This window comes from Bradyrhizobium sp., assembly GCF_049798375.1.
In the GTDB taxonomy this organism is placed as follows: domain Bacteria; phylum Pseudomonadota; class Alphaproteobacteria; order Rhizobiales; family Xanthobacteraceae; genus Bradyrhizobium.
The window spans coordinates 26324-50640 of sequence record NZ_JBARGP010000365.1; the positions used below are offsets into that span (position 1 = coordinate 26324).

23 protein-coding genes are annotated in these 24317 nt (G+C 64.1%); 10 read left to right on the forward strand and 13 right to left on the reverse strand.

What is annotated here, in order from left to right:
• Positions 1-17: 17 nt before the first annotated feature.
• Genes WA702_RS15445 through WA702_RS15480 form a run of 8 tightly spaced genes read right to left on the reverse strand, consistent with a single transcriptional unit; the run spans position 18 to position 8821 of the window.
• Positions 18-260 carry a hypothetical protein gene (locus WA702_RS15445; RefSeq protein WP_425111400.1) on the reverse strand — a complete coding sequence of 81 codons (243 nt, stop codon included), beginning with the start codon at positions 258-260 and terminating at the stop codon, positions 18-20.
• Positions 257-2449 carry a chemotaxis protein CheA gene (locus tag WA702_RS15450; protein WP_425111401.1) on the reverse strand — a complete coding sequence of 731 codons (2193 nt, stop codon included), beginning with the start codon at positions 2447-2449 and terminating at the stop codon, positions 257-259. The genes WA702_RS15445 and WA702_RS15450 overlap by 4 nt, the downstream gene beginning before the upstream one ends.
• A complete protein-coding gene (locus WA702_RS15455) occupies positions 2446-2835 on the reverse strand; it encodes a response regulator (protein WP_425111402.1) in 390 nt (129 codons plus the stop codon). Before WA702_RS15455 ends, WA702_RS15450 begins: the two co-directional genes overlap by 4 nt.
• On the reverse strand, positions 2832-3680 hold the full coding sequence (locus WA702_RS15460; RefSeq protein WP_425111403.1) for a CheR family methyltransferase: 849 nt from the start codon (positions 3678-3680) through the stop codon (positions 2832-2834). Before WA702_RS15460 ends, WA702_RS15455 begins: the two co-directional genes overlap by 4 nt.
• A 3-nt stretch (positions 3681-3683) precedes the next feature.
• Positions 3684-4292: a HEAT repeat domain-containing protein gene (locus WA702_RS15465; RefSeq protein ID WP_425111404.1), complete on the reverse strand. Its 609-nt coding sequence runs from the start codon at positions 4290-4292 to the stop codon at positions 3684-3686.
• A complete protein-coding gene (gene cheB, locus WA702_RS15470) occupies positions 4292-5362 on the reverse strand; it encodes a chemotaxis-specific protein-glutamate methyltransferase CheB (RefSeq protein WP_425111405.1) in 1071 nt (356 codons plus the stop codon). Before cheB ends, WA702_RS15465 begins: the two co-directional genes overlap by 1 nt.
• The gene (locus WA702_RS15475; protein ID WP_425111406.1) at positions 5359-6894 is read right to left on the reverse strand and encodes a chemotaxis protein CheW; all 1536 of its coding nucleotides are present in this window, start codon (positions 6892-6894) and stop codon (positions 5359-5361) included. The genes cheB and WA702_RS15475 overlap by 4 nt, the downstream gene beginning before the upstream one ends.
• Positions 6887-8821 (reverse strand): methyl-accepting chemotaxis protein, encoded by a 1935-nt coding sequence (locus WA702_RS15480; RefSeq protein WP_425111407.1) that lies wholly within the window; start codon positions 8819-8821, stop codon positions 6887-6889. Before WA702_RS15480 ends, WA702_RS15475 begins: the two co-directional genes overlap by 8 nt.
• Before the next feature lie 387 nt (positions 8822-9208).
• Between WA702_RS15480 and WA702_RS15485 the strand changes: the two genes are divergently transcribed.
• The gene (locus WA702_RS15485) at positions 9209-9439 is read left to right on the forward strand and encodes a cysteine rich repeat-containing protein (RefSeq protein ID WP_425111408.1); all 231 of its coding nucleotides are present in this window, start codon (positions 9209-9211) and stop codon (positions 9437-9439) included.
• 334 nt (positions 9440-9773) lie between these two features.
• Here the strand turns inward: WA702_RS15485 and WA702_RS15490 are convergent, their stop codons facing one another.
• Positions 9774-10397 (reverse strand): TetR family transcriptional regulator, encoded by a 624-nt coding sequence (locus tag WA702_RS15490; RefSeq protein WP_425111409.1) that lies wholly within the window; start codon positions 10395-10397, stop codon positions 9774-9776.
• A gap of 86 nt (positions 10398-10483) precedes the next feature.
• On the opposite strand from WA702_RS15490, the gene WA702_RS15495 reads away from it, so the two are divergent.
• Complete coding sequence (locus WA702_RS15495) at positions 10484-12034, forward strand: 4-hydroxyphenylacetate 3-hydroxylase family protein (RefSeq protein ID WP_425111410.1); 1551 nt, start codon at positions 10484-10486, stop codon at positions 12032-12034.
• Between the two features lie 25 nt (positions 12035-12059).
• Here the strand turns inward: WA702_RS15495 and WA702_RS15500 are convergent, their stop codons facing one another.
• Both WA702_RS15500 and WA702_RS15505 read right to left on the reverse strand, forming a co-directional pair.
• A complete protein-coding gene (locus WA702_RS15500) occupies positions 12060-12437 on the reverse strand; it encodes a hypothetical protein (RefSeq protein ID WP_425111411.1) in 378 nt (125 codons plus the stop codon).
• A 149-nt stretch (positions 12438-12586) separates the two neighbouring features.
• Complete coding sequence (locus WA702_RS15505) at positions 12587-13444, reverse strand: DeoR/GlpR family DNA-binding transcription regulator (RefSeq protein WP_425111412.1); 858 nt, start codon at positions 13442-13444, stop codon at positions 12587-12589.
• 280 nt (positions 13445-13724) lie between these two features.
• Here WA702_RS15505 and WA702_RS15510 point away from each other — a divergent pair, with 280 nt between their 5' ends.
• From WA702_RS15510 to WA702_RS15545, 8 genes are all read left to right on the forward strand, one after another.
• Positions 13725-15182, forward strand: a complete 1458-nt coding sequence (locus tag WA702_RS15510; protein WP_425111413.1) for an L-fucose/L-arabinose isomerase family protein — start codon at positions 13725-13727, stop codon at positions 15180-15182.
• A gap of 58 nt (positions 15183-15240) precedes the next feature.
• Positions 15241-16038: a transketolase gene (locus WA702_RS15515; protein ID WP_425111422.1), complete on the forward strand. Its 798-nt coding sequence runs from the start codon at positions 15241-15243 to the stop codon at positions 16036-16038.
• Positions 16038-17000, forward strand: a complete 963-nt coding sequence (locus tag WA702_RS15520) for a transketolase family protein (protein WP_425111414.1) — start codon at positions 16038-16040, stop codon at positions 16998-17000. Before WA702_RS15515 ends, WA702_RS15520 begins: the two co-directional genes overlap by 1 nt.
• Positions 16997-18511 carry an FGGY family carbohydrate kinase gene (locus tag WA702_RS15525; RefSeq protein ID WP_425111415.1) on the forward strand — a complete coding sequence of 505 codons (1515 nt, stop codon included), beginning with the start codon at positions 16997-16999 and terminating at the stop codon, positions 18509-18511. Before WA702_RS15520 ends, WA702_RS15525 begins: the two co-directional genes overlap by 4 nt.
• Before the next feature lie 85 nt (positions 18512-18596).
• Positions 18597-19544, forward strand: coding sequence for a D-ribose ABC transporter substrate-binding protein (locus WA702_RS15530; protein ID WP_425111417.1), 948 nt, complete (start codon positions 18597-18599; stop codon positions 19542-19544).
• Positions 19545-19641: 97 nt separating this feature from the next.
• Complete coding sequence (locus tag WA702_RS15535; RefSeq protein WP_425111418.1) at positions 19642-20310, forward strand: DUF2291 family protein; 669 nt, start codon at positions 19642-19644, stop codon at positions 20308-20310.
• On the forward strand, positions 20307-21854 hold the full coding sequence (locus WA702_RS15540) for a sugar ABC transporter ATP-binding protein (RefSeq protein ID WP_425111419.1): 1548 nt from the start codon (positions 20307-20309) through the stop codon (positions 21852-21854). Before WA702_RS15535 ends, WA702_RS15540 begins: the two co-directional genes overlap by 4 nt.
• A 68-nt stretch (positions 21855-21922) precedes the next feature.
• A complete protein-coding gene (locus tag WA702_RS15545) occupies positions 21923-22918 on the forward strand; it encodes an ABC transporter permease (RefSeq protein WP_425111423.1) in 996 nt (331 codons plus the stop codon).
• Positions 22919-22957: 39 nt separating this feature from the next.
• Here WA702_RS15545 and WA702_RS15550 read toward each other — a convergent pair whose 3' ends face one another.
• Both WA702_RS15550 and WA702_RS15555 read right to left on the reverse strand, forming a co-directional pair.
• Entirely contained in the window at positions 22958-23530 is a 573-nt protein-coding gene (locus WA702_RS15550; protein WP_425111420.1) for an alpha-ketoglutarate-dependent dioxygenase AlkB, read from the reverse strand.
• A 163-nt stretch (positions 23531-23693) separates the two neighbouring features.
• Positions 23694-24317 (reverse strand): tetratricopeptide repeat protein (locus WA702_RS15555; protein WP_425111421.1); only part of this gene is annotated, 624 nt, incomplete at its 5' end.

Below are 24317 nucleotides of genomic sequence, written 5' to 3' on the forward strand. Positions count from 1 at the left end.
AGGGAAAGTCCAACTTTTCAGTTGGAGGCGATGGCGGGGGCAACGAGGCGGCTCAGGAGGGCGCCTCTGGGGGGCCCCCGCAGCGCCCGCCCCGCCACCAGCAGGACCTGAATCACGGCAGCATGGGCGCTTTCGCAGTCCCGCCAGTCGATTTCTGCCGCGGGATGGGTCAACAGCAATTGAAGCAATATCTCGGCGTCCTGGGCGGAGCAGACGCCGAACAGCCGGATGGTGGAGGCATCGTGAAGGACGGCGGTCAAACCAGTATCTCCGCCGGATTCAGCACGATCAGCACGCGGCCGTCGCCCAGCAACGTGGTCCCTGCGACCCCCCTGATGCCCGCCAGCAGATCGTCCATCGGTTTCAGCATGACATCCATCCGCTCGCCCAATCGATCGACAACCAGTCCGGCAATCTGGGTTCCAACTGACAGGACCACGATCTTCGCGACGCCCTGGCTGGGCAGTCCAGGGGAAAATCCGAGCATCTCGGCCAGGTCGATGATCGGCACCGTGCGATCGCGCAGCACGACCGCATGGCTGGACCCGATCGGCACGATGCGGTCGCGCCCGACGATGGTTGTTTCCAGGATCGTATCGAGCGGCAGCGCGAACGCTTGGCCCGCGACGTCCACCGTCATCACCGCGGTCATCATCAGGCTGAAGGGAAGGAGCAGGGTGATGGTTGTCCCGGCGCCGGGCGTGGTCTCAAGGGTTACTTTGCCGCCGAGCCGCTCGACGGCTGTCTTGACAGAATCCATCCCGACCCCGCGTCCCGAGAGGTCGGAGACGGTTGCTGCCGTCGAGAAGCCGGCTGCAAAGATGAGGTGAACCGCCTCGCTGTCCGTCATCGCAGCCAGGACATCGGCGCTGGCAATCCGTCGTTCCGCCGCCACGGCGCGCACCCGGGTCAGGTCGATGCCGCCACCGTCGTCTTCGACATCGATCACCACGTTGTCGACATCGCGGCGCGCGCGCAGGATCACCGTGCCGGCGGCCTCCTTGCCGGCGGCGGCGCGCCGTTCCGGGCTTTCGATGCCGTGGTCGACCGCGTTGCGCAGCACATGAAGCAGCGGCTCGAACAGCGCGTCCACGATGGTGGCGTCCGCCTCGGTGTCGTCGCCCTCAACAAGCAATTTCACAGTCTTGCCGACACTGCCGGCGATTTCCCGGACCAATTTCGGAAAGCGACGAAAAACGGATCGCAACGGAAGCACCCGGATGCCAAGCACCGCGGCCTGCAGTTCCGTCGTCAGCCGGTTGAACAGGGCGTGCTGTTCACGCAGCGTCGTCGCCAGAAGGGCCGGCCCTGCGCTTTCCTGACTGAGCTTTGCGACGTGACCGATGGCGTTTTTGAGGACGACCAGTTCGCCGGTCAGCTTGACCAGCGTATCGATCCTGCTCATGTCGACCCGCAGGGCCCTGACCGCACGGACCGGGCCGGTTGTATTGCCGCTGGATGTTTGCCGACCGTCGCCGGTGAGCGCGCGCTCGATCGCCTCGACCAAGGGGGCCGCGCTCAGCGTGGCCTGAGCGGTCGCTGCTGCGCCGCCGAGAGCGGCAGCCGCCTCGCTTTGGCCGAGATATGCGAGCGCGTTGACGGCGGTGCGGCCGACCGAAGCGAGCCGGCCCATCAGTCCGTCGGCGGTGCCGTCGCGCAAAACGAGTAGTTGCGCCTCCAGCAGAGAGGTGGCCGTCAACCGACCGTCCTCAACCGGGGCGTTTGACGACGCCAACTCGCGGATATCCATCGCGCCGCGGACACCGATCAGCGCTGTGCGGACCTGGGCTGCGGACGCTTCCATCAAAGCGACAATGTCGAGGATGGAGCTGAACGTGTTCATTGCTTCAAGAGACGCGGGAGGGTCCCGCAACGCGAGGTCAAGCTTCAACAGATTGGGCAATGCGGCGATCACCTCCATCGGGTCCTGGCCCTGGAAAAAAGCGTCCGCATCGGGGACATATCGCAGCGCCACGCGCGGACCTGTGGTCCGTTCGTGCGGATCGACGCGAAGTCGTTCGAGCCAGTCATGACCGGCGGGTTGCGAAGCCCGGTCGCGCGCGTTGGTCTCGAGCGATGCCGCAAAGCGCGAGATCATGTCGTCTGCGTCGGCCTCCGTGCCGGTCGGCACCTTTCCGTTCGCCTCCATCGCGTCCAGCCACCGCGATGTGAGATCGAGGCAGGTCAGGCACTCGTCGAGCACGCTCGGCACAATGGCCTCTCCGCTCGTCCGGATGCTCGCCAGGATATCTTCGGCCGCGTGCAGGGTCCGCGCCATCGCAGCGAAATCGACGATTCCTGCGGCGCCCTTCAGGGTGTGAAATGCCCGGAAAACGCTATCCAATCGATCTCTGTCGTCAGGCTTTCCTTCCAGCGCCAGCAGATCGTCAGTCGCCTGCGCGACGAGATCGCGCGACTCCAGCAGGAATTGCTCGACGAACTCGTTCATCGACGCACCCCGCAGAAAATGGCGGCGTATTCCGCCAGCAGTTTCTGTCCAATCGGCTTCACGAGGTAATAATTGGCGCCGGCGCTGCGTGCAGCTGCCATGTCCTTGGCACCGGCCTCGGTGCTCGTGACCAGCACCGGCACCGAGGATATGGGAAGCTCCCGGGAGCGCAGCGCGCGCAAAAACGTAATTCCGTCCATCCGCGGCATGTTGACGTCGACGATCGCGAGGTCGAAGCTTTGCGCCAGGATTTTTTCGAGAGCCTCCAATCCGTTCAACGCCTCCTCGACCTCGAAGCTTTGGTCGTCGAGCGCGGCCCGGTAGTAACCCCGGACCAGCGCGGCGTCATCCACAATCAGGATACGCTTTTTTGCGGCCTCGATCACGCGCGCAGCTCCATTGGCTTTCGATAGACGATGGCGCCCGAATATCTGCAGACCTCGAACAGCGGGGAGATGCGGCTCATGGATTCGGTATGTCCGAGGCAAACGAAGCCGCCGGGAAGCAGGTTCTCGTACAGGTTTTCCGCAGCGATCCGCCGCGACTCATCGTCAAAATAGATCAGCACGTTTCTGCAGAAGATGACGTCGAAAGCGCCTTGCAACCGGGTTTGCCTGGTGTCCACGAGATTGACACGTGAAAACCTTACCGACTGGCGAAGGTCGTCGAGGATCTGCCAGCGCTCATCGCCAAGCGGGTGAAAGTAGCGTGCGACCAAATCCGGAGAAAGTTTCATCAACGCTCTCTTTCGGAATATGCCTTCCGCTGCTGCTTCAAGCACGTCCGTATCGATGTCCGATCCGACGATTTCGATATCGTAGTCGTCGACTTCCTTCCAGTTCTCCAGCAGCCAGATCGCGATGGAATAGGGCTCTTCGCCGGTCGAACAGGGCGCAGACCAGATCCGGATCGCATCGCGACCGCGCTTGGCCGCCAGACGCGCTGCGAGCAGATCCGTTGTCAGGCACGCGAGTTGGTAGTCCTCCCGATAGAAGTAGGTCTCATTGATGGTGAAAGCGTTGATGAGCTCTTCCACTTCCCTGCGCTCGTCGTTGCGGAGCTGAGCGAAATAGTCCGTGAACGAGCGGCATGAAGTCGCCGACATCCGCTCGGCAATCCGACGCTCCACGAAGTAACGCTTGGCCTCGGAGAACACCATGCCAGTTCGCCGATAGAGGAATTCGGCCAGTCTGCGGAATTCCTCGCTTGTGAGTGGCGATGGATCGGCCATCGATCAGCGTGAGCCGATGCGGTCGGCCGCCGCCTTGACGGCAAATGCCAGAAACGGGTCGTCTGGAAAGCGTGCGCCGCATCTGGCGAGCGCCGGCAAGCTCGAAGAGGTGCCGATCTCGGCCAGAACCTCGACGGCGGCGGCGCACACATTGGCTTTCTGCTCTCGCTCGATCAGCGCGATGAGCTCGCGGCCGGCATCATCCGCTGCGAGGCCGCGGGCGATCTCGCAGGCGAGCAGGCGGACGTCCTGATCGGGATCCCTCAGAAGCTGAGGCAAATGTCGGCCGGCGGCTGCTGGCATCGCTCTCAATGCGTCGAGCGACGCGGTGCGCTGGGCAGCATCGTCCGAACGCAGGTGAGGCAGCACGGCGCTTGCGGCTTCCGGCGTGCCGATCTTCGCGAGCGCCGTGAAGATGGCCTCGCGGACGCGAGGGATATGCTCTCGCGACAGCGCTTCGCTCAACAATGCGAGCCCATCGGGAACTTCGAACGCGTTGCGCGCTGCGGCCCATCGCTCCTCATCGGTACCACGCAGCAAAGACTCGGCGAGACCCGCACCTTCTGCGACGGCCGCGGGTCCCGGAGCAGAGGGCTTCCTGACCAGTGGCATCAGCCCACCAACCTTTTCAACTGCGCGGCGATCTTCGGAAGCGGAACGACGAAGTCTGCGCCGCCTGCCTTGACCAGCTCGCCAGGCATACCCCATACGACGGCGGTTGCTTCCGCCTCCGCGATCGTTCTTCCACCTTGGCTGTGAACAAGCGCCATCGCCTCGGCCCCATCATTTCCCATGCCCGTCATCAGCACGCCGACCAACAGGTTCGGAGCCACATGATTCAGTGCGCTGCGCACCAGCCGGTCGGTGCTCGGGTGCCAAGGGTATGCCTTGTCGACCGGGGCGGCCATCGCGAACAAGCCCCGGCCGCGCCGCGATACAATGACGTCGGCTTCGCCGCGGCCGATATAGGCGTGTCCCGGCTCGAGCGCGACCGGCTCCACCACTTCTCGTACGGTGATCCGGCTGATGCCATCAAGACGACGCGCCAACGGACCGGTGAAGGTTGCCGGCATATGTTGCGCCACAACGATCGGCCACGGGAAGCTTGCCGGCAATGCAGTCAGGAGCGTCTCGAGCGCCGGGGGGCCCCCGGTCGACGTGCCGATCAGCACCAGACCGGGGTTCGTCGCCACGGGCTTCGGCTGTCTGGTCGAGGCGCGTGGGAGCACCTTTACGCTTTCGCCGATCCGGTGTCGTATTCTCTCGCGCAGGCGCAGAGAGCTTTTCAACTTGGCGCCGGCGGCGGCCCGGACCTTGTCGATCAGCGGCTGCGCCAGAGTATCGATGCCAAGTGAAACGGCACCGGCCGGCTTGGCGACAAAGTCTATCGCACCAAGACGCAATGCCTCGAGCGTCGCATTTGCGCCCGCGGCTGTGGTCGTCGACACCATGACCACGGGGCAGGGGTGCTCGATCATGATCCTGTCGAGGCACGCAAGCCCGTCCATTTCGGGCATGTTGACGTCGAGGGTGACGACATCAGGGCGCGCGACTCCGATGGCGTCGAGCGCTTCCCGGCCGTTTCTAGCGAATTGAACGTCGAAATCGGCCTGCGTCGCAAACACCTGTCCGATCAGTTTTCGGACCAGGGCCGAGTCGTCCACGACCAAGATCTTGATCACGGCTTGGTCTGCCGCGTCTCTTTGCCTCGGACATCCTTGCCGAAGGAATCCAGCAGACCCAGCTCCGCCTGCGTCAGCAACTCGGAAGGGTCCAGCAGCAGGACGATCCTGCCCGATGCCTCCAGATTGATGACCGACCGCACCAGGCCCTGCGCGCTCCCGGTCAGATCGGGTGAAGGCTTGATCATGTCCGATGTACATCGCAGGACGTCTGAAACTCCATCGACGATGAGGCCGGCACGATGACGTTCGGTTCTCACCACGACCAGCCGCCGTCCTGCGAGCTCCGTGGAGGGGCTCATGTCGAAGCGGCGGCGCTGATCGATGACCGGGATCACCTCGCCCCGCAGATTGACCACGCCTTCGAGGAATTTTGGCGTCTTCGGCAGGCGCGTAACCTGATCCGGCACCCGAGCCACTTCGTCAATCGCGTCGATCGGCAGCGCGAATTCGTCGTCGCTGAGACGAAAGACCAGAAACCGCAGTTCATCGGCGTCCGATCTCGCTGAACTGGCATCCGTCATCGGCTTCATCGCGATTTCGCCTTGCATCAGTTTCTGCATGACCTCGTCCCGGAACAGGCGGTCCGGGGCCAGGATCGAGATCAGTCGATCGTGGGCGACGCGGTAGACTTCCTTGATCCTGGTCTCTCCGCCCGCGCGCGCGGCGAGAATCGGTGGGATCTTCTCCACGCGACCCTCATCGATGGCAATCACGGCGCGCATGCGATCGGCGATGAACCCCACCAGAATATCACCGACCGAGACGACCACGGCCTGCTCACGTATCGCGTCCGTCGAGTTTGCCGCAGGCAGACCGAGCAGGCGTCGGAGCGACAACAGGGGCAAGAGTCCATCCCTGTACGACATGACGCCGCGCACGGCGTCATCGCTCCCGGGCACGTAGGTCAGATGATCAGGCGCCGCGACAATTTCCCGGACTGAATCGAGAGGTAAGCCATATTCCTGGCCGGCGACGTCGAACGTGATCAGCCGCTGTCGCACGGCCTCCGCCGAGGAGAGATCCGACGTCGCTTCAGCGCGCGTTGGTTCCGGCGTGCGCCGCGTTGCTCTGCTGCGGGCGAAACCCTGGCGCAGCAATTCCGGCACATCGAGTATCTTGACGACATCGGCGTTGTTTTCGAACGCGCCGCGAAGACGTTCTCCGGGCTCCGAAGCAACGTCGGCTTCGGCCATTTTGACCTTCTCGTGCGAAACACGAACCAGGCTTGCAACTTCATCCACCGCCAATGCGACGTTCGATGTGCCATTCAGTACGATCAGCCGGGAGGCATGGGTGGCGGCGGCCTCGTCTCCTCCAAGCAGGGCCCTTACGCTTGCCACCGGCAGGACCGATCCACGCAGATTGGCGAGGCCCATCAGGCTCCGCGGCGCTTGGGGCACGCGCGCGATGGACGGCAGCCGCAAGACTTCCGACACCAGCATGGCAGGCAGCGCATAGAGCCGCCCGTCACTCCTGAAGGTCAGAAACCGTTCGTCGTGATCGTTGCCGGCCTTGTCGGTGTTATCCATTCTGGTTTTTCAGCTCGTCCGAAAGTGAAGCGATTTCCTCGATGGCCGCCGCCAGATCTTCCGCGCCTTGCGCCTGCTCTGCGGAAGCCATCGCCGCCTGCTGGGACGCGGAGCCTGCTTCCTCCGCCGCGGCGGCGATCTGCCGTGCCGCGGAAGATGTTTCTCCCGTTGCGGCCAGAATGACATCGGCACTCTGCTGGACGGCCTTGTTGGCGCCGGCGAGTACAGCGATCTCGGCACTCATGTCCTCGAACGTTTTGATCACCATGCGATTGTTTTCGACCTCGAGGCTGCCCGCCGCAACGATCTGCTCGATATCGCGGCGCAGGACCGTGATCTGATCGAGAATGCCGCGGATCGTGTCCTTGATCCGTTCGACGCTATCGGAGGCTTCGCGGGCCAAAGCGCGAATATCGGACGATACCAATGCGAACCCGCGTCCTGCTTCGCCGGCGCGCGCGGCTTCGACGGCCCCACTGACCGCGAGCATGGTGGTCTGAATCGTGACCAATGCGATCGCATCGACGTTCTTCTCGATCTTGCGGCCGATGCCCTCCAGCGAAACGATCGTTCCGAGGATGTTTCGGGTCGTGTCCAGCCCGTCGCCGACATCCCGGATCAGTTGCTCGACGCCCGACCGTGCTTCTGCCAGTCTCTCGCCCATGGCAGCCGTCCTGTCGAGGGCGAGTTGGCCACGCTCGCGGGCGATCCGTGCGCTTTTCTCGATTTGATTCAGTGCAGCCGAGGTCTGTTGCGCAGCGGCGGCCTGCTGCTGCGACCCGCGGCTGATCTGCTCCACAGCAGTCGAGATCTGGCCCGCGGCGCTGGAAAGCTCCTGAATGGTCGCCGAAAGCTGCTCGGCCATGCTGGCAATGTTCTCGGCGATAGCAGCACTCGACACCGCGCCGGCCAAATCTTCGGATGCGGATGCCAACGCCTGGGCGGCAGCCTGGCCCTGATCGAGCGATTGCGCCTGTTGACGCACCGCAAGCTGCGCCTCGTTGACGGCCGAAGCCTGCTCCTCGGCAGCGCTGGCAACGAGTTCGGCGCCTCTTTGTGCTTCGTGGATGGCTCTGTCCGCCTCGATGCTGGCCGTGACGGTCTGTTGGCTGCCATCGGCGAGTTCGATCATGTTCTCCCGAAGTACGGACAGGATCTCCACGATCTGTCGTCCAGCCTTGGCTTGAGCGGCGGCCGTCGCGGCTGCGGCTTTGACTGTCGCGGAAGCTTCCCGCACGCTCCCCTGGATTTCTTCGGCGCGGCTTTTGACCTCGAGCGCGCTCTTGTCCGCCGCCTCGGCCAGCACTCTGACTTCGTCCGCCACGACGGCAAAACCACGTCCATGCTCTCCGGCGCGGGCGGCTTCGATGGCCGCGTTCAGGGCCAGCAGATTGGTCTGGTCGGAGATGCGGCTGACCGCGCCCGTGACTTCGCCGACCTCTCGCGCTCGCCGCTCCAATTCGCTGATGATGGTCCCGGAAGCGGCCTGTCGCTCCGAATTCTTTTCGATCGCCTGTATCGATCCGCCGATCTGCGTCGCGGTCTCGGCAAGCGACACTTGCGCTGCTTCGGTCCGGCGCCGCGAGTTGTCAGCCTCGCCGCGAGCCAGTTTCAGGCTCGTGGCGATCTGCTTGATCGCCGCCAACTGCTCTTGGGACGCTCCAGCCGCTTCTTCCGCTCCCGCGCCAATCTGTTCCATGGATCGTCGGAGCTCTTCGGCTGCGGCCGACGCCTCCGTCAAGCCGCTTGCCAGCTCTTCGGTGGCCGCCGCCACCCGCTCGGAGATGCGGCTCTTTCCCGAGGCTTTGCCGGCTTTACGGGCTCGTTTCGCGGCTGGGACCGATTTGGCGACCGGCCGAGCGGCTCGATCAGGCATCCGGGCTTTCGCAGCCGAGCCGGCCAATTTAGTGGTCTTAACAAGAGGCATGATGATCTCGGAGGACTTAAAGCGGACATAAGGTGCAAGCGATGACCATAGGACAAAAGCGGCGTTTGAGCATACCATTTTCCGTAAATCATCCCTTGGCGCGGCCCGGTCGAGTGCACAGGTTCGGGCGCATTCTGCCGCCTCTCCGTCTCAAGATTGGCACCACAAAAAGGATGCCGCGCGCGATCCGTCGGAGCATTGACTAGCGCGGCACATCGATGCGGCGCCCTCGACATCCATACCGGCACACGCACTTGAAATTTCAATACTGCAGATTTCCGGTCAGGTCCTGGTTGCGAAGCCGCGGTCCGTATCCGTCCCTGCGCGAGGGCGAGCGGAACTGCCGTGGCCCGCAGACGTTTGTCCGAGCCAAGGAGGATGCTCTCGATGAAAAAACTGTCGTTCGCGCTCGCGGTGTTTCTCACGGCTCTGCCGTCGTTCGTGCTGGCCCAAGGCCATATGGGCACGCCCCAGGAGCAGAAGGCTTGCTCAAGCGATGCCAAGCGTTTTTGCCGGCAACAGCTCGGCGATGACAATGCGGTCCAGCAGTGCCTGATGCAGAATCGAAGCCGGCTCAGCAAAAGGTGTTCGGCGGTATTCCAGAGCCACGGGATGTAGTTCGCTGCCAGGTCGGGTGCTCAACACCGCGTCTGGGACTCGCAGCCTGCGACGACGGGCGACAGCTGGGATACGGGGCTAGGAAGCCGGCTTCGCGGCAGGCGTCGAACAACTGCTTGTGGACCAGCCGATCACTTTCCACCGGGATGTCGGCCACAGTCGGCCCCGGACCCTTGGCGTTCTGCTCGGTGAACCGGCGTGGAATGCCGAATAGTGTCGCGGCGTCGATCAGCCTGACAGCGTTGCGGACGGTCGTTTTGCCACGTGGATCACAGGCATCAGCCGCCGATGACGAGCAGAAGCGAGCGCTGCGGATCGATGGTGAGCATCGGTGTCATTCGTCCGTCACATGGGCAAGCCGATCCCTGACATAGCGCTCCATGAGGTCGGGTGCCGAGGCGCCGAACATCCGGATGCGGCCGGTGTGCAGCAGCAGTAGCAGCCCGGTCGCATGGGCGAAGCAGTCGACCATGAGCAGGTTGGCCTTTTGCCTGGAGGCGCCGAGCGCGATCGCGGCATCGGCGATCGGCCGCAGCGCCGCTTCGAGGGCCGCGTTGAGCGTCTCGTCGCGTTCGGACCCGAGGCCGGCCGGCTTCATGCCGCCGCGGAATAAATAGAAGCCGAGGTCGAGATCGCGGGGATTGTCCGCGTAATATCTGAAGAATGACATGGCGGCGGCCTTCAGCCGCTGCGCCGGCAACTTCGCCTGCGCGACCGCGCCATCGACCGTCCGGCCCAGCGCGGCGAGCGAGGCCTTCAGCACCTCGGCGTAGATCGCCTCCTTGGAGTCGAAGTGGAAGTAGAGGGCCGCGGCGGTGTAACCGGCCCGGACCGCGATCGCGCGCAGGCTCGCACCCTCCAGGCCTTCCTCCGCAAAGACCTGCTTCGCAGCGTCGAGAATGATGCCGCGCTTGTGGCCGTTGACCGCCTCGCGCCTGCTGCGTCGCCGCTCCGTCATTCCTCTGAATCCAGCTTGACGATTATTCTAACAGCGTTAGAATTTTTAACACCATCCAGAATACGAGACAAGAGGGAGTGGCGCCCATGCTGATGTCGGCCGCCGACTACAGGGAATCGCTTCGCGCCTACAAACCGCGTGTATTTGTGAACGGAAGCGCGGTGGACAGCGTCGCCGATGAGCCGCTGCTCGCGCCGGGCATCGCCGGCGTCGGCGTGACCTACGATTTTGCGCTCAGGCCAGAGCACGCGCCCATCATGACCGCGCGCCAGGGCACGTCCGGCAAGATTGTGAACCGGATGCTGCACATCAATGAGAGCTCGCAGGACCTGCTGTTCAAGCTCGAAGCGGTCCGCCTGGTCTGCCGGACCGCCGGATGCGCGCAGCGCTACCTGACGCATGATGCGCTCAACGGCCTGTACCAGTCGACCAGACTGACCGACCAACGTCATGGCACGGACTATGGCCAGCGCTTCCTCGCTTATCTTCATGAAGTTCAGGATAAGGATCTTACACTCGGCGTGGCGATGACCGACGCGAAGGGCGATCGATCGAAGCGTCCCAGCGCGCAGGTCAATCCCGACGTCTATGTCCACATTAAGGAGCGGCGTCCGGACGGCATCGTTATCAGCGGTACCAAGGCGATCGTGACCGGCGCGCCCTACATGCACGAATTCCTGGTCATGCCATGCCGGACTCACAATCCCGAGGACAAGGATTTCGCGGTGTGCTGCGCCGTGCCGTGCGATGCGCCCGGCGTCACCATCATTGCGAGGCCCGCCGGCCGTCCCGGCGAAGCGGCCGCCAAGTTCTCGGCCAAATATGGCCAGTCGGTCGGCGTCGTGATGTTCGACGATGTCTTTGTTCCGCACGACCGCGTCTTCCTGGCCGGCGAGACCGAGGAGGGCGGCGTCCTCACCACGTCCTATGCCGCGCATCACCGGCATTCCTGCATCGGCGCGCGCGCCGGCTTCGGCGATCTCTTGATCGGCGCCGGCGCGCTGATGATCGAAGCCAATGGGCTCGATATCGACCGCCATGCGCATATTCGCGAAGCGATGGTTGAGCTCATCACCATCACGGAAAGCTTCTATGCCTGCGGCGTCGCCGCGTCGGTCTACTGCGAGAAGGATCCGGCCGGATCAGTGATGCCGGATGCCGTGTTCTCCAATATCGGCAAGCTGCTGCTCGCCACCAAGATCTACGACATGCACCGCGTAGCGCATTACGTCTCCGGCGGCCTGATCGTCGCCCTGCCGGGCCCGGAGGAGGACCACAATCCTGAGACCGGGGCGTCGCTCGCCGCTGTGATGGGCGGCCGGCCGGACATACCCGCGGACAAGCGCGCCGAGGTAGCGCGCTTCATCGAGGATCTGACGGTCTCAAACCAGGCCGGCTGGTATTCGGTGATCTCGCTGCATGGCGGCGGCTCGCCGGAAGCGATGAAGCGCGAGATATGGCGCAACTATCCGGTGATGGAGAAGATCGAGCTGGTCGAAGGCCTGCTCGACCGCGGCATCCTCGATGACGGGCGTCGCGTCTCGAAGCAGCCCGGCCGCTGCTGCGCAACCGGTTGCGAAGTGCCGAAGCCGTCCGAAGGTGGAGGACTGCACTCGCTGGATAGCGCGGCCGAGTAGGGGGCTGCCAAGCGGTCGCTGATCCTCAGCGTCGCCGTCCGCGTGCGGGGCCGGTGTATTCGGCACGCGCCTTTTCGAGCCCGTCCAGGCGCCCGGCGACCGTGCTCATCTGATCCGACAGCAACTTGCGCTCGCCTTGCTCGGCTGACAGCTGGCGCTGCAGATCGTTGATCCGATCCTCGTCGCGCGCCCGGGAGGATTGCAGATCCTTCACGGTGTGCTGGAGATCGGCGAGGGTTTGCTGCGCGGGGCCCTGGGATGCCGGCGACGGCGCGGCGCTCGATCCGCTCGCCATCGGCGGAGCCGAGGCCCGCTCCGCGTGATTGTTCTTCCACAGGAGCGCGCTGCCCACGAGGACCACGACAATGACAACGACCCCCGGAAGAACTTGGCGCGACCGCATCGAAACTCTCTCTCGCTGAGTGGTGGCTTATAGACTTCTGCAAGTCCCGGACAGCGGCTGTTGTTCCATACGCGCCGGCGTCGCGTGACGCGCCGCCTCCCGTGGTCGGCGTCGACCAGCTCCTAATATGATGCGAAGATCGCGTCGCCCTAAGCGATGATGATCTTGATGCCCATGCGCTCGATCGCGCTCGCATCAGTGTCGGCCAGACCATCGTCGGTAATGAAGGCGTGGATCAAATCGAGGCCGCCGAGCCGCGTGAAGGAATTGCGATTCACCTTAGTGGAATCGGCAACGAGATAGACCTCGCTCGCGGCCTTGATCATCGCCTGCTTGATCGGCAAATCAGCGAAACTCGGATAGGTCAGGCCGGCCTCGATGGAGACGCCCGCCGTCGCCAGGAAAAGCCGTGACGCGAAGATGTTGTCGAAATATTGCGCGGACTTCTCGCCGCTGAGCGACAGCGTCGGCGCCTTGAAATGGCCGCCGGGCATGTGAACCTCGAAGGAGGGGATGGCACCGAGCGTCAGCGCGATGTTGAGCGCGTTGGTGATGACGGTGAGGCCTTGCCGCCCGGTCAGATGATTGGCGATTTCGGTGGTCGTCGATCCCGCATCCAGGATCAGCGTCTCATGGTCCTGCACCAGGCTGGCCGCGGCCTTGCCTATTTTTCGCTTGCGATCCATGTTGGCGAGGTGCTGCAGCGACAGCGTCTGTACCTGCTGCGACACCGAGTTCAGATAGGCGCCGCCATGGTCGCGGGTGATGAAGCCGTCCTGCTCCAGCCGCTCCAGATCCTGCCGTACTGTGACTTCGGAGACGCCGAAGGCGCCGCTCAAATCCCTGACCCGGGCGCTGCCTTCCTCCTGCAGCCATTCGAGAATCTTCGCCCGGCGCGGCTCCGCCAGCAGCGCGCTGCGGGGCTCGGCAGCGCCGCCGGTCGCGGTTCGCCGCGTCGCCTTTGGTGATGCCGGCCGCTTCGCAGAGAGCTTCGTCCTACCCGCCATCGCACTCTTTCCCGCGAAAAAGCAGCATTGCCGCTCGACATTTTGCCGGAGCACCCAAGCGAGCCTGGCGTCCGAACGCGCCCAACCACCGATTCGAAGGCTGCCGGGCCAGAGTGACAGATAACCCGGTTGCGATCATGGGCCAAGCACCGCCGAAATGGAAAAGAATAAAATCGAAGAAAATCGAAAGTCAGTATTGACGAATTGTAAGAACCCGTGCTTCGTTCCGACAAAATACGAAATCGACGCGGGGCGGGCGCCGTCCGGCGGGGAGGATCCGATGCGAGCTTTCAAGAAGCCTGTCACGCTCGGCCTGATCGTCGGCAGCAGGCTGTTCTTCAACGGTCAGCCTGCGCTGGCGGCACGCGCGCAGGTCGTTGCCCAGCTCGAGAAGCTCGGCGTTGCGGTCAAGACCATGCCCGCCGAGGCGACCGAGAACGGCGCGGTGCAATCGCGCAAGGATGCAGCGCTCTATGGCGACTTCTTCCGCGCTCACCGCGACGAGATCGACGGCCTCGTGATCCTGCTGCCGAACTTCGGAGACGAGGTGGCGATTTCCGAATGCGTCTCGCGCGCCGCGCTCAACGTTCCGATCCTGTTGCAGGCCAGCAATGACGAAATCGACAAGGTCGACGTGCACAGCCGCCGTGACGCGTTCTGCGGCAAGATATCGGTGACCAACAATTTCTATCAGTACGGCATCCGCTTCACCGATACGTCCGCGCATACGCTCGATGTCGATGGCGGTGAATTCGGTGATGATCTCGCGCGCTTCGCCGCGGTCTGCCGCACCGTTCGCGGCCTGAAGAACGCGCGGATCGGCGCGATCGGCGCCCGGACGTCGCCGTTCCACACCATGCGCTACAGCGAGAAACTGCTGCAGGCGTCGGGAATCACGGTGGTGACGGTCGATCTCTCGGAGATCATCGGTGCGGCGTCGGCGCTGTCAGCCGATGATCGCGACGTCAGGGCCAAGCTCGATGAAATTGCGGCCTACGGCGCGATTCCCGCGACCATCAAGCGCGAGAACATCGTCAAGCAGGCCTGCTTCTCGATCGCGGTCGACCGCTGGATCGAGGAGAACGACTGCGACGCCTCCTCGATCCAGTGCTGGCGCAGCCTGCAGGACAATTTCGGCTGCGCGTCGTGCCTGTCGATGAGCATGATGGGCGAGAAGCTGATGCCGAGCGCCTGCGAGGTCGACGTGATGGGCGCAGTCTCGATGTACGCGCTCGCGCTGGCCTCCAAGGCGCCGCCGGCCATTCTCGACTGGAACAACAACTACGGCCGCGATCGCGACAAATGTGTCTGCACGCATTGCGGCAACTTTCCCAAGAGCTTCACCGGCGACACGCCGGAGATTTCCAATCTCGACGTGCTCGGCGAGGTGATCGGCCGCGAGAAATGTTTTGGCGCGGTCAAGGGCAAGGTCAAGTCCGGCCCGATGACGTTCTTTCGGCTCTCGACCGACGACCGCCATGGCACCATCAAGGCCTATGTCGGCGAGGGCGCCTTCACCGACGATCCGTTCCCGATGGATGGCGGCATCGCGGTCACCACTGTTCCCAGGCTGCGGGCGCTCTTGAGCTTCATCTCCCGCAACGGCTTCGAGCATCACGTCGCGATGGTGCGCGGCCACCATGCCGCGATCGTCGAAGAAGCGATCACCGGCTATCTCGACTGGCCGATCTATCGCCATGAACGGCCGGAGCCCGCGACACCGCTGCTGGTTCGCTGAACAATTTCTGGAGACTCACGTGGCCGCTTCTCATCCCCTTGCCGATCCTCTTGCCGACATGACACGCGCGAAGGCGCGCCAGATCCGGCGCCGTGCGATCGACATGGTCTACCGGGCCAAGCAGGGACATCCGGGCGGCGACATGTCGGTCGCGGACATTCTGGCCGTGCTTTATTTCGGTGTCCTTCGTCTCGACCCTGCGAACCCCAACGATCCCAAGCGCGATCGTTTCGTGCTAAGCAAGGGGCATTGCACCGGCGCGTTGTACGCGAGCTTGGCGGAGAGGGGCTTCTTCCCGGTCGAGCAGCTCGAGACCTACATGCAGCCGCTATCGCGGCTGAACGGGCATCCGAACCGCAACTACACGCCGGGTGTCGAGACCAATACCGGGCCGCTCGGCCACGGCATGCCGGTTGCCGTCGGCATCGCCATTGCAGGTCAGATCGACAAGGCCGATTTCCGGACCTTCGTTATCACCGGGGACGGTGAACTGCAGGAAGGCAGCAATTGGGAAGCGGCCCTGACGGCAGGCCATCGCAAGCTCGCCAACCTTACTCTCATTATCGATCGCAACGGCCTGCAGCAGGGCGCGCGCACCGAGGATACGGCGGCGCTGGATCCGCTCGCGGATAAATGGCGCGCGTTCGGCTGGGAGGTCGTCGAGATCGACGGTCACGACCACGACGCGCTGCTGTCGGTGCTGGCGGCTCCCGTTGGCAACAGGACTAGGCCGCTGTGCGTCGTCGCGCGCACCCATAAGGGGCAGGGCGTGTCCTACATGCGCGATCAGGTGTCCTGGCATCACGGCGTTCCGAACCAGGCCCAATACGAACTGGCACTGCAGGAGATCGGTTGATGAGCGTCGAAAAACCGGCTGCCGGCCGCTACGATTGCCGCGAGGCCTTTGCCAAGACGATCGAGGCGCTTGCGGAAAGCGACGCGCGCATCGTCGCGGTCGTCAATGACAGCGTCGGGTCGAGCAAGCTGGTCGGATTTCAGAACCGCTTTCCGGATCGGCTGATCAATGTCGGCATCGCCGAGCAGGCGATGGTGGGCGTCGGTGCCGGCCTCGCCAATGGCGGAAAGGTGCCGTTCGTCTCCGGCGCGTCGTGCTTCCTGACCGCGCGGGCGCTGGAGCAGATCAAGGCCGACGTCGCCTATAGCAATACCAACGTCAAGCTCTGCGGCATGTCGAGCGGCGTCGCTTATGGCGAGCTCGGACCGACGCATCACTCGATCGAGGACTTCGCCTGGTTGCGCCTGTTGCCCAACCTCACCATCATCGCGCCGTCCGACCGCTGGGAAACCGAGCAGGCGGTGAAGGCGGCTGTCGCGACCGAGGGGCCATTCTTCCTGCGCCTCAGCCGCATGCCCGTTCCCGATCTTGTCAGGCCGGCTGATGCCGTGTTTCGCGTCGGGCGTGCCGAAATTCTGAGGCAAGGCGGCGACGCAGCGATCATTGCCAACGGCGTCATGGTTGCGCGCGCCATCGAGGCGGCCGAGCAGCTCGCGGCCTCCGGGCTCAATGTCCGCGTCGTCAACATGGCCTCGATCGCGCCGCTCGATATCGAGGCGATCCGATCCGCAGCCGAGACTGGCGCAATCGTCACCGCCGAGGAGCATTCGGTGCGTGGCGGCCTCGGCGGCGCGGTGGCCGAAGTCGTTGCGACCTCGCGTCCGTGCCGCTTGCGCATCCTCGGTTTTCCCGGCTTCCTGCCGACCGGCTCGGCCGAATTTCTGCTCGAGCATCATGGCCTGACCGCAAGCGGTCTTGCCGCTGCGGTTCTTCAAACCATCGAAGCCAGAGCAGCCGCATGACCTCAGGCGTCCTCGCCATCGACCAGGGCACGACCAACACCAAGGCGCTGCTGATCGACGCCTCGGGTGCGATCGTCGCGCGTGCCTCGGTGCCGGCGGCGGTGACGCATCCTCAACCCGGTTGGGCAGAGCAATCGGGCGAGGCGATCTGGCAGTCGGTCCAAGCAGCGGTCGGCGAGTGCCTGGCCGCGCGGTCCGACATCAAGCTTGCCTCGATCGGGATTTCGAACCAGCGCGAGTCCGTGCTGATCTGGGATCGCCAGACCGGCGCAGCGCTCGGTCCGTGCGTGACCTGGCAATGCCGGCGCTCGGCAGAGCGGCTTATGCCGCTGCGCCGGCCGGAGGTGGAGAAGCTCGTCACCGAGCGAACCGGGCTCGGCCTCGATCCGTTGTTTCCTGCGGCGAAGATCGGCTGGCTGCTCGATAACATTCCGGGCGCGCGCGCCGCTGCCGAGGCCGGCAAGCTCTGCGCCGGGACCGTCGATTCCTGGCTGCTGTTCAAGCTCACCGGCGGCAAATTCCACGCTACCGATTACAGCAACGCCTCGCGCACCCAGCTGTTCGATATCCATCGCTTGCGCTGGGATGACGAACTCGGACGGCTGTTCGACGTGCCGCTCGGGATCTTGCCGGACGCGTTGCCATCGGACGGCACCTTCGGCGTGACGTCTCCCGTAGGCGCGATACCCGATCGGGTAACCATCGGCGCCATCATGGGTGACTCGCACGCCGCGCTCTATGGACACGGCATTCGCGCGCCTGGCGCAGTCAAGGCCACTTACGGCACCGGCTCCTCGCTGATGACGTTGACCGAGCGCCCGGTGCCGTCGCGCAATGGTCTGTCGACGACGATCGCGTGGGGCGCGGCCGGCAAGGTGGCCTATGCGCTCGAAGGCAACATCTCGGTCTCGGGTCAGGCCGCGGCCTTTGCCACCGCGATGCTCGGGCTCCGCGATGAGTCCGCGCTGACGCAATTGGCGCAGACCGTCGAAACCAGCGATGGCGTCGTGTTTGTGCCCGCATTGGCGGGACTAGGCGCGCCGCATTGGCGGGCCGACGTCCGTGGCCTGTTCATGGGCATGTCGCTGTCGACAAAACCTGCGCATCTCGCGCGGGCGACGCTGGAGGCGATTGCCTTGCAGATATATGACGTCTTCGCCGCTATGCAGGCGGATTGCGGCGGCACGCTGTCGGCGCTGTCCACCGACGGCGGCGCCTCGCGCAACGATCTGTTGATGCAGATCCAAGCCGACATTCTGCAACGGCCGGTGCGCCGCAGCCGGCTCGCCGAGCTCAGCGCCATCGGTACCGGTAGCATGGCCGGATTTGCCACGGGCCTTTGGGGCGAGGAGCACGCACGCGCGCTGTCGGGCGCCGAGGCGGACGTGTTCGCTCCGACAACCGATTCAGTTCAGCGCGACCGGCTGCTTACGGCATGGCGCGCGGCCATCGATCAGGCCATCGCCGGCGTACCGCAGACAGCACGACGGCAAGCACGACAGAATGAGTGAGAGCTTCCCCTCCGACGGAGGGCGTTGGGCAAGGCGCCGCCACAGGCGCCATAGGAAAACAAGAGACAACAGAGGAGGAGACCAAATGACCTTGTTGAAGGCCCTCGGCGGCGCCGCCATCGTCGCGCTCGCCGCGCTGACCAGCGTGGACGCCATGGCCGCCGGCAACGGCAAGCTGATCGTGATCATCACGCCGCCGCACAACAATCCGTTCTTCGCGACCGAGGCAGACGGCGCCGAAGCGAAGGCAAAGGAGCTCGGCTACGAGACGCTGGTGCTGTCGCACGATGACGACGCCAGCAAGCAGAACCAGCTGATCGATACCGCGATCGCGCGCAAAGCGGCCGCGATCATTCTGGACAACGCCGGTGCCGACGCTTCGATCGAGGCGGTGCAGAAGGCGAAGACCGCGGGCATTCCGAGCTTCCTGATCGACCGCGAGATCAACAAGACCGGCATTGCGGTGGCCCAGATCGTCTCGAACAACTATCAGGGTGCCACGCTCGGCGGCCAGGAGTTCGCGAAGCGGATGGGCGAGAAGGGCCCCTATGCCGAGCTCACGGGCAAGGAGTCAGACACCAATGCGGGCATCCGGTCCAAGGGTTATCACGATGTCATCGACCAGTTCACCGACCTGAAGCCGGTTGCCAAGCAGAGCGCCAATTGGAGCCAAACCGAGGCCTACTCCAAGATGGAATCGATGCTGCAGGCACATCCCGAGATCAAGGGCGTGATCTCCGGCAACGACACCATGGCGATGGGCGCGTCGGCCGCGTTGCAGGCGGCGCATCGTGGTGATGTCATCGTGGTCGGCTTCGATGGATCCAACGACGTCCGCGACCAGATCAAGGCCGGCAAGATCGCAGCCACCGTGCTGCAGCCGGCGTTCCAGATCGCGCAGCTGGCCGTCGAGCAGGCCGACGCCTATCTCGCCAAGGGATCGACCGGCAAGCCGGAGAAGCAGTCGATCGACTGTGTGCTGATCACCAAGGATAATGCCGGCAAGCTGAACAACTTCACCTTGGCCAAGTAACGGCGAGGCGTGGAAACTTCCAACACTCACGAAGCGGCGCCGCATGCGGCGTCGCTCCAAACCGCCCATTTCACCTGCTGAGCTGCGATAGACATCGATGGCCATGACGCGACGACACATCCTGGCTCTCTTCTCCGCCGCCGCGCTCGGCGGCTCCGCCGCCACACTTGGCGGCTGCAAGATCGTGGCCAATGCGGATCTGAAGGCGGCGAAGGCGAAGTCAACGGATGAGTTCAATGCCAACGCCTATGTCGACAAGATCTGGACCTCGAAAGTGCTGCCCGACTTCAGAAGCCGGGCGATCGAGGTCGATGCGCTGCTGCAGCAGGCGGCGCAGGACCCGGACAAGGCCGGCCAGGCCCACGGCCATCGCGCCGGTGACGGCAACCCGTGGACCTTCGAGATCAAGGGCGAGGGCAAGATCACGGCGATCGATGCAGCTTCGCGCCACGCCATCGTGACGGTCGAGGTGCAGGCCGCACCGGGAGCGCGCAAGATCAATCTGCAGGTAGGACCGGTAGTGTTCGGCACTGCGTTGCGCGACGCGCTGTCCTTCATCCAGTTCGGCGACTTCGTCAATCAGATCCAGTATGCGCAGGTCTCCCGCGCCTTGAACGATCGCGCCAGCAAGAGCGTTCGCGAGTCCTTCGACCCAAAGGATGCGGTTGGCAAGACGGTAGTGTTCTACGCCGCGGCGGTGCTGAGCGGCGACACCATCACCGCGACCCCCGTCATCATCGAGCCGGCGAAGGGCGGCAAGACATGACTACGTCTGTGTTCCCCGCGCACGACGTCATCCTGAAGGCCGAGGGCGTCGGCAAGGTGTTTCCCGGGACCATCGCGTTGCAGGACGTCGACTTCGAGGTCCGTCGCGGCAAAGTCAACGTGCTCGTGGGTGAGAATGGCGCCGGCAAGTCGACGCTGATGAAGATTCTCGCCGGTGCGACCGCGCCGTCGACCGGCCGGCTGGTGCTGCGGGGTCAGCCGGTGGTGTTTCAGTCCGTGCGCGATGCGGCGGCTCAAGGCATCGGCATCATCTATCAAGAGCTCAATCTCTGTCCGAACCTGAGCGTGGCTGAGAATCTCAGCCTGATCGATCCGCCGACGCGTTTTGGTTTTGATATCGACGGTAAGCGCCAGGTCGAGAAGGCGAGGGCGTTGCTGGCGCGGCTGGAGCATCCGATCGATCCGAACAAGCTCGTCGATGATCTCAGGGTCGGCCAGCAGCAGATCGTCGAGATCGCCAAGGCGCTCGCCGCCGATGTCGACGTGCTGATCATGGATGAGCCGACCTCGGCGCTCAGCGCGGCTGAGGTCGAGATCCTGTTCAAGGTGATCCATGACCTCAAGGCGCATGGCGTCGCGGTCGTCTACATCTCGCATCGGCTCGAGGAGATCACGCGGATCGGCGACTACATCACCGTGCTGCGCGACGGTCGTTGGCAGGCGGACGCGCTGGTGAAGGATATCTCGGTCGACTGGATCATCGAGCGTATGGTCGGCGCGACCGGTCTCGTCTCGCAGGGCAAGGCCGGTCATCTCGGCGGCAAAGCATTGACGGTCGGGAACGTGTCGTTGCCGCGGGCTGCGGGCGGCTTCCTGGTCGACCATGTCAGCTTCTCGGTACGAACAGGCGAGATCGTCTGTCTCTATGGTTTGCTCGGCGCGGGCCGGTCCGAGCTGTTCGAGTGCCTGATGGGGCTGCAGCCGCAGACGGTGGGCCAGATCGAAGTCGGCGGCAAGGACATCACTCGCTTGTCTGTCGCCGCGCGCATCGGCCGGGGGCTCGTGCTGGTGCCGGAGGACCGGCAGCGCGATGGCCTGGTGCAGACGCTCTCGGTCCGCGCCAATCTGACGCTGGCAAGCCTGCGGCGCTTCACCCGGCTGTTCTCGCTCAACGGGACGAAGGAAAGATCGGAAGCGCGCGACATGATCCGGCGCATGACGATCAAGGTCTCGTCTCCGGAAGTCGAGGTGACTGCGCTGAGCGGCGGCAACCAGCAGAAGGTGGTGATCGGCAAGAGCCTCATGACGGGCCCGTCCGTGATTCTTCTCGACGAGCCGTCCCGCGGCGTCGATGTCGGCGCCAAGTCGGAAATCTTCAAGGTGATGCGTCAGCTCTCCGATGCCGGCCTCGCTGTCATCTTCTCAACCTCGGATCTGAAGGAGGCGCTCGGCTACGCTGACCGGATCGTCGTGATGTCGCGCGGAAAGATCGCCGCCGATTATCGCCGCGACGAGGCGACCGAAGCCGCATTGGTCGAAGCCTCGACCGTGGCGTTCCCGGCACAGGAAAGGCTGGTGTCATGAGCAGTGAAGCGTTGACCACGAGCAAGGCCGATTCGCCGCCGCGCAGGCGGCCGATCGCGCTGCTGCTGATGAGCTTCCGCACCTTCATCGCGCTGATCGTCGTGTTCGCCTTCTTCGGCGTGACCACGCCGAACTTTTTGGACATTCCGACGCTGGTCATCGTCGCCAAGCATGTGGCGGTGAATGCGATCCTCGCCATCGGCATGACCTTCGTCATTCTGACCGCGGGCATCGACCTGTCGGTCGGCTCGATCGTCGGCATCTCGGGAATGGTCGCCGGCACCTTGCTGACGCGCGGCATCCCGCTCGATCTGTTCGGCGTCACGATCTTCCCGAATGTCGTGGAGACGATCGCGATCTCTTTGGGTGTGGGCGCTGCGGTCGGGCTGATCAACGGCCTCTTGATCACGCGGCTCAACGTCGCTCCGTTTATCGCGACCCTTGGCACGCTCTATATCGCGCGTGGCGCTGCACTGCTGACATCCGATGGTGCGACGTTCTCGAACCTGGTCGGCGATCCCAATCTCGGCAATACCGGCTTTCCGTTTCTCGGCTCGGGCACGCTGCTCGGCATCCCTTTCTCGATCGTCGCGCTGATCGTGTTTGCCGCGGTGGCGGCTTACGTCGGGGCGCGGACGCCGTTCGGCCGGCACGTCTATGCCGTCGGCGGCAATGAGCGTGCGGCGGCGCTGTCCGGCGTGAGGGTCAACCGCATCAAAGTCTGCGCCTACATGATCTCGGGTTTCTGCGCCGCATTCGCCGGCCTCGTCATCGCCTCGGAGCTGGTGGCGGCACACCCCGCCTCGGGCGAGACCTTCGAGCTCAACGCGATCGCGGCGGCCGTGCTCGGCGGCACCTCGCTGTCCGGCGGCCGCGGCACCATCGCAGGCACCTTGATCGGCGCCTTCGTCATCGGCGTGCTCTCCGACGGCCTGGTGATGCTCGGGGTCAGCTCGTTCTGGCAGATGGTGATCAAGGGCATGGTGATCATCGCAGCCGTCGTGCTCGACCAGATGCAGCGGCGGATGTACCGGCGCTTCGCGCTCGCAGCGCAGCTCGGCTGACCAGCAGAGCGACAGCAACGGGCGCGCACCTCGTCGTGCTCACTGTCCGGCTGCTCGAGAGGCTCTCTCGATCATCGTGCGGAATGTGATCGAATAACGCGGCGCTTCGACAGCGGGAATGCTGTGCTCCCAAACCCGCCGCGAGGCGCCTGACAGCATGTAGAGCGAGCGCGGTTCGGCATCGAGGGTAAAGCGCTCCCACGCAGACCCGTCGGATTTCCGGAACCGGAATTTGCACGGCGATCCGAGAGACAGTCCGAAGACACGGTCGAAATGAGGCTTGTCGCGATGCCAGCCGATGCCGACGCCCATGTCGTATTCGGTACAAAGGACCTGTCCGATCTCGGTTGAAGGGCCGCCGAAGGCTTCGACGTCGGCGATGACGCCCGTCAGCCATGAGGGAATGGGGTCGGCTTGCTCCAACCGTCGCGACAAGTAATTGTATTGGTATCCGAACCACGCCACGCGCCGCTTCCCCTCGAATTGCCCGAATTGAAACGGTTGCAGGGGAAGCGCGCGGATTCTCGCGATGAGCTCTCGCTCCACGTCCGCAGAGATGAAATCGGAGACATATTGCAGACCTTCCGGCCCCGCAGTTGGACGTTCGAACATCGATAGTTGCTGAGGCATGTCGGCGATCCTGCGATGGCATGCCGCGTATGTAGGTGCGCGACGACGGACATCAAAGAGCGTCTCTCCGTCGTCGCCGTGGAACCGGGCGTCCGATCGGTTCGTCTGGTGGCATCTTGCCGCGCTGCTGCGGTCGGTTGCAGCCTCAGCCCTCAGGTAGCCCTGCAGCGATCATGAGCTGCATGACGCGCTCGGACGCCGCGACAAAGACCGGGCTCGAGTTCTCGCGGGGTCTCGGCACATTGCGCGCGGTCGAGCCCGGCCTCAGTTCCTGGCCCTTTGCCAAAGCGGCTTTTGCTTCGTCGGTGCGGCCCAATTGCTGATATGCGGCCGCGAGCAGCATATGCGTGCGCCCGCTCGCGAACGTCGTCGCGAGCGATGGCTGCAGCCAGGGCAGGGCATCTTCGCTGCGGCCCATCAGCGTGCAGGCCCAGCCGGTCCCGAGTGTCCATGTCCATCGCGAGACTGCCGGCGTGTCGAAGCGATAGGCCTGATCGAACGTCGCCAGCGCATCCTCGAGGCGCCCCAAATGAAGCTGCGCGAGCCCAAGATGGTAGAGCGCCGATCCATTCCACGGATTGAAGCTCAGCGTCTTCGCGCAGGCGATCAAACTGTCGACGTACCGGCTGGTCGTATTCAGAAGCCGGCAATAGGCATCCATCACCGGAATGTAATTCGGCCTGGCTCGCAATGCGTGCTCAAGCAGCGATCGGATCCCGCTCTCCATGGACGGGCGCTCGGCCGGGCCGTACCACTCCATCTGAATCCC

Excerpts from the sequence above, each read along its gene's own strand:
- WA702_RS15460 (WP_425111403.1), bottom strand. The coding sequence starts at position 3,680 with ATGGCCGATCCATCGCCACTCACAAGCGAGGAATTCCGCAGACTGGCC.
- WA702_RS15515 (WP_425111422.1), top strand. The coding sequence starts at position 15,241 with ATGACACGCGCGAAGGCGCGCCAGATCCGGCGCCGTGCGATCGACATG.
- WA702_RS15545 (WP_425111423.1), top strand. The coding sequence starts at position 21,923 with ATGAGCTTCCGCACCTTCATCGCGCTGATCGTCGTGTTCGCCTTCTTC.
- WA702_RS15525 (WP_425111415.1), top strand. The coding sequence starts at position 16,997 with ATGACCTCAGGCGTCCTCGCCATCGACCAGGGCACGACCAACACCAAG.
- WA702_RS15480 (WP_425111407.1), bottom strand. The coding sequence starts at position 8,821 with ATGCCTCTTGTTAAGACCACTAAATTGGCCGGCTCGGCTGCGAAAGCC.
- WA702_RS15535 (WP_425111418.1), top strand. The coding sequence starts at position 19,642 with ATGGCCATGACGCGACGACACATCCTGGCTCTCTTCTCCGCCGCCGCG.
- WA702_RS15540 (WP_425111419.1), top strand. The coding sequence starts at position 20,307 with ATGACTACGTCTGTGTTCCCCGCGCACGACGTCATCCTGAAGGCCGAG.
- WA702_RS15530 (WP_425111417.1), top strand. The coding sequence starts at position 18,597 with ATGACCTTGTTGAAGGCCCTCGGCGGCGCCGCCATCGTCGCGCTCGCC.
- WA702_RS15485 (WP_425111408.1), top strand. The coding sequence starts at position 9,209 with ATGAAAAAACTGTCGTTCGCGCTCGCGGTGTTTCTCACGGCTCTGCCG.
- WA702_RS15490 (WP_425111409.1), bottom strand. The coding sequence starts at position 10,397 with ATGACGGAGCGGCGACGCAGCAGGCGCGAGGCGGTCAACGGCCACAAG.
- WA702_RS15465 (WP_425111404.1), bottom strand. The coding sequence starts at position 4,292 with ATGCCACTGGTCAGGAAGCCCTCTGCTCCGGGACCCGCGGCCGTCGCA.
- WA702_RS15510 (WP_425111413.1), top strand. The coding sequence starts at position 13,725 with ATGCGAGCTTTCAAGAAGCCTGTCACGCTCGGCCTGATCGTCGGCAGC.
- WA702_RS15495 (WP_425111410.1), top strand. The coding sequence starts at position 10,484 with ATGCTGATGTCGGCCGCCGACTACAGGGAATCGCTTCGCGCCTACAAA.
- WA702_RS15450 (WP_425111401.1), bottom strand. The coding sequence starts at position 2,449 with ATGAACGAGTTCGTCGAGCAATTCCTGCTGGAGTCGCGCGATCTCGTC.
- WA702_RS15505 (WP_425111412.1), bottom strand. The coding sequence starts at position 13,444 with ATGGCGGGTAGGACGAAGCTCTCTGCGAAGCGGCCGGCATCACCAAAG.
- WA702_RS15500 (WP_425111411.1), bottom strand. The coding sequence starts at position 12,437 with ATGCGGTCGCGCCAAGTTCTTCCGGGGGTCGTTGTCATTGTCGTGGTC.
- WA702_RS15550 (WP_425111420.1), bottom strand. The coding sequence starts at position 23,530 with ATGTTCGAACGTCCAACTGCGGGGCCGGAAGGTCTGCAATATGTCTCC.
- WA702_RS15520 (WP_425111414.1), top strand. The coding sequence starts at position 16,038 with ATGAGCGTCGAAAAACCGGCTGCCGGCCGCTACGATTGCCGCGAGGCC.
- WA702_RS15475 (WP_425111406.1), bottom strand. The coding sequence starts at position 6,894 with ATGGATAACACCGACAAGGCCGGCAACGATCACGACGAACGGTTTCTG.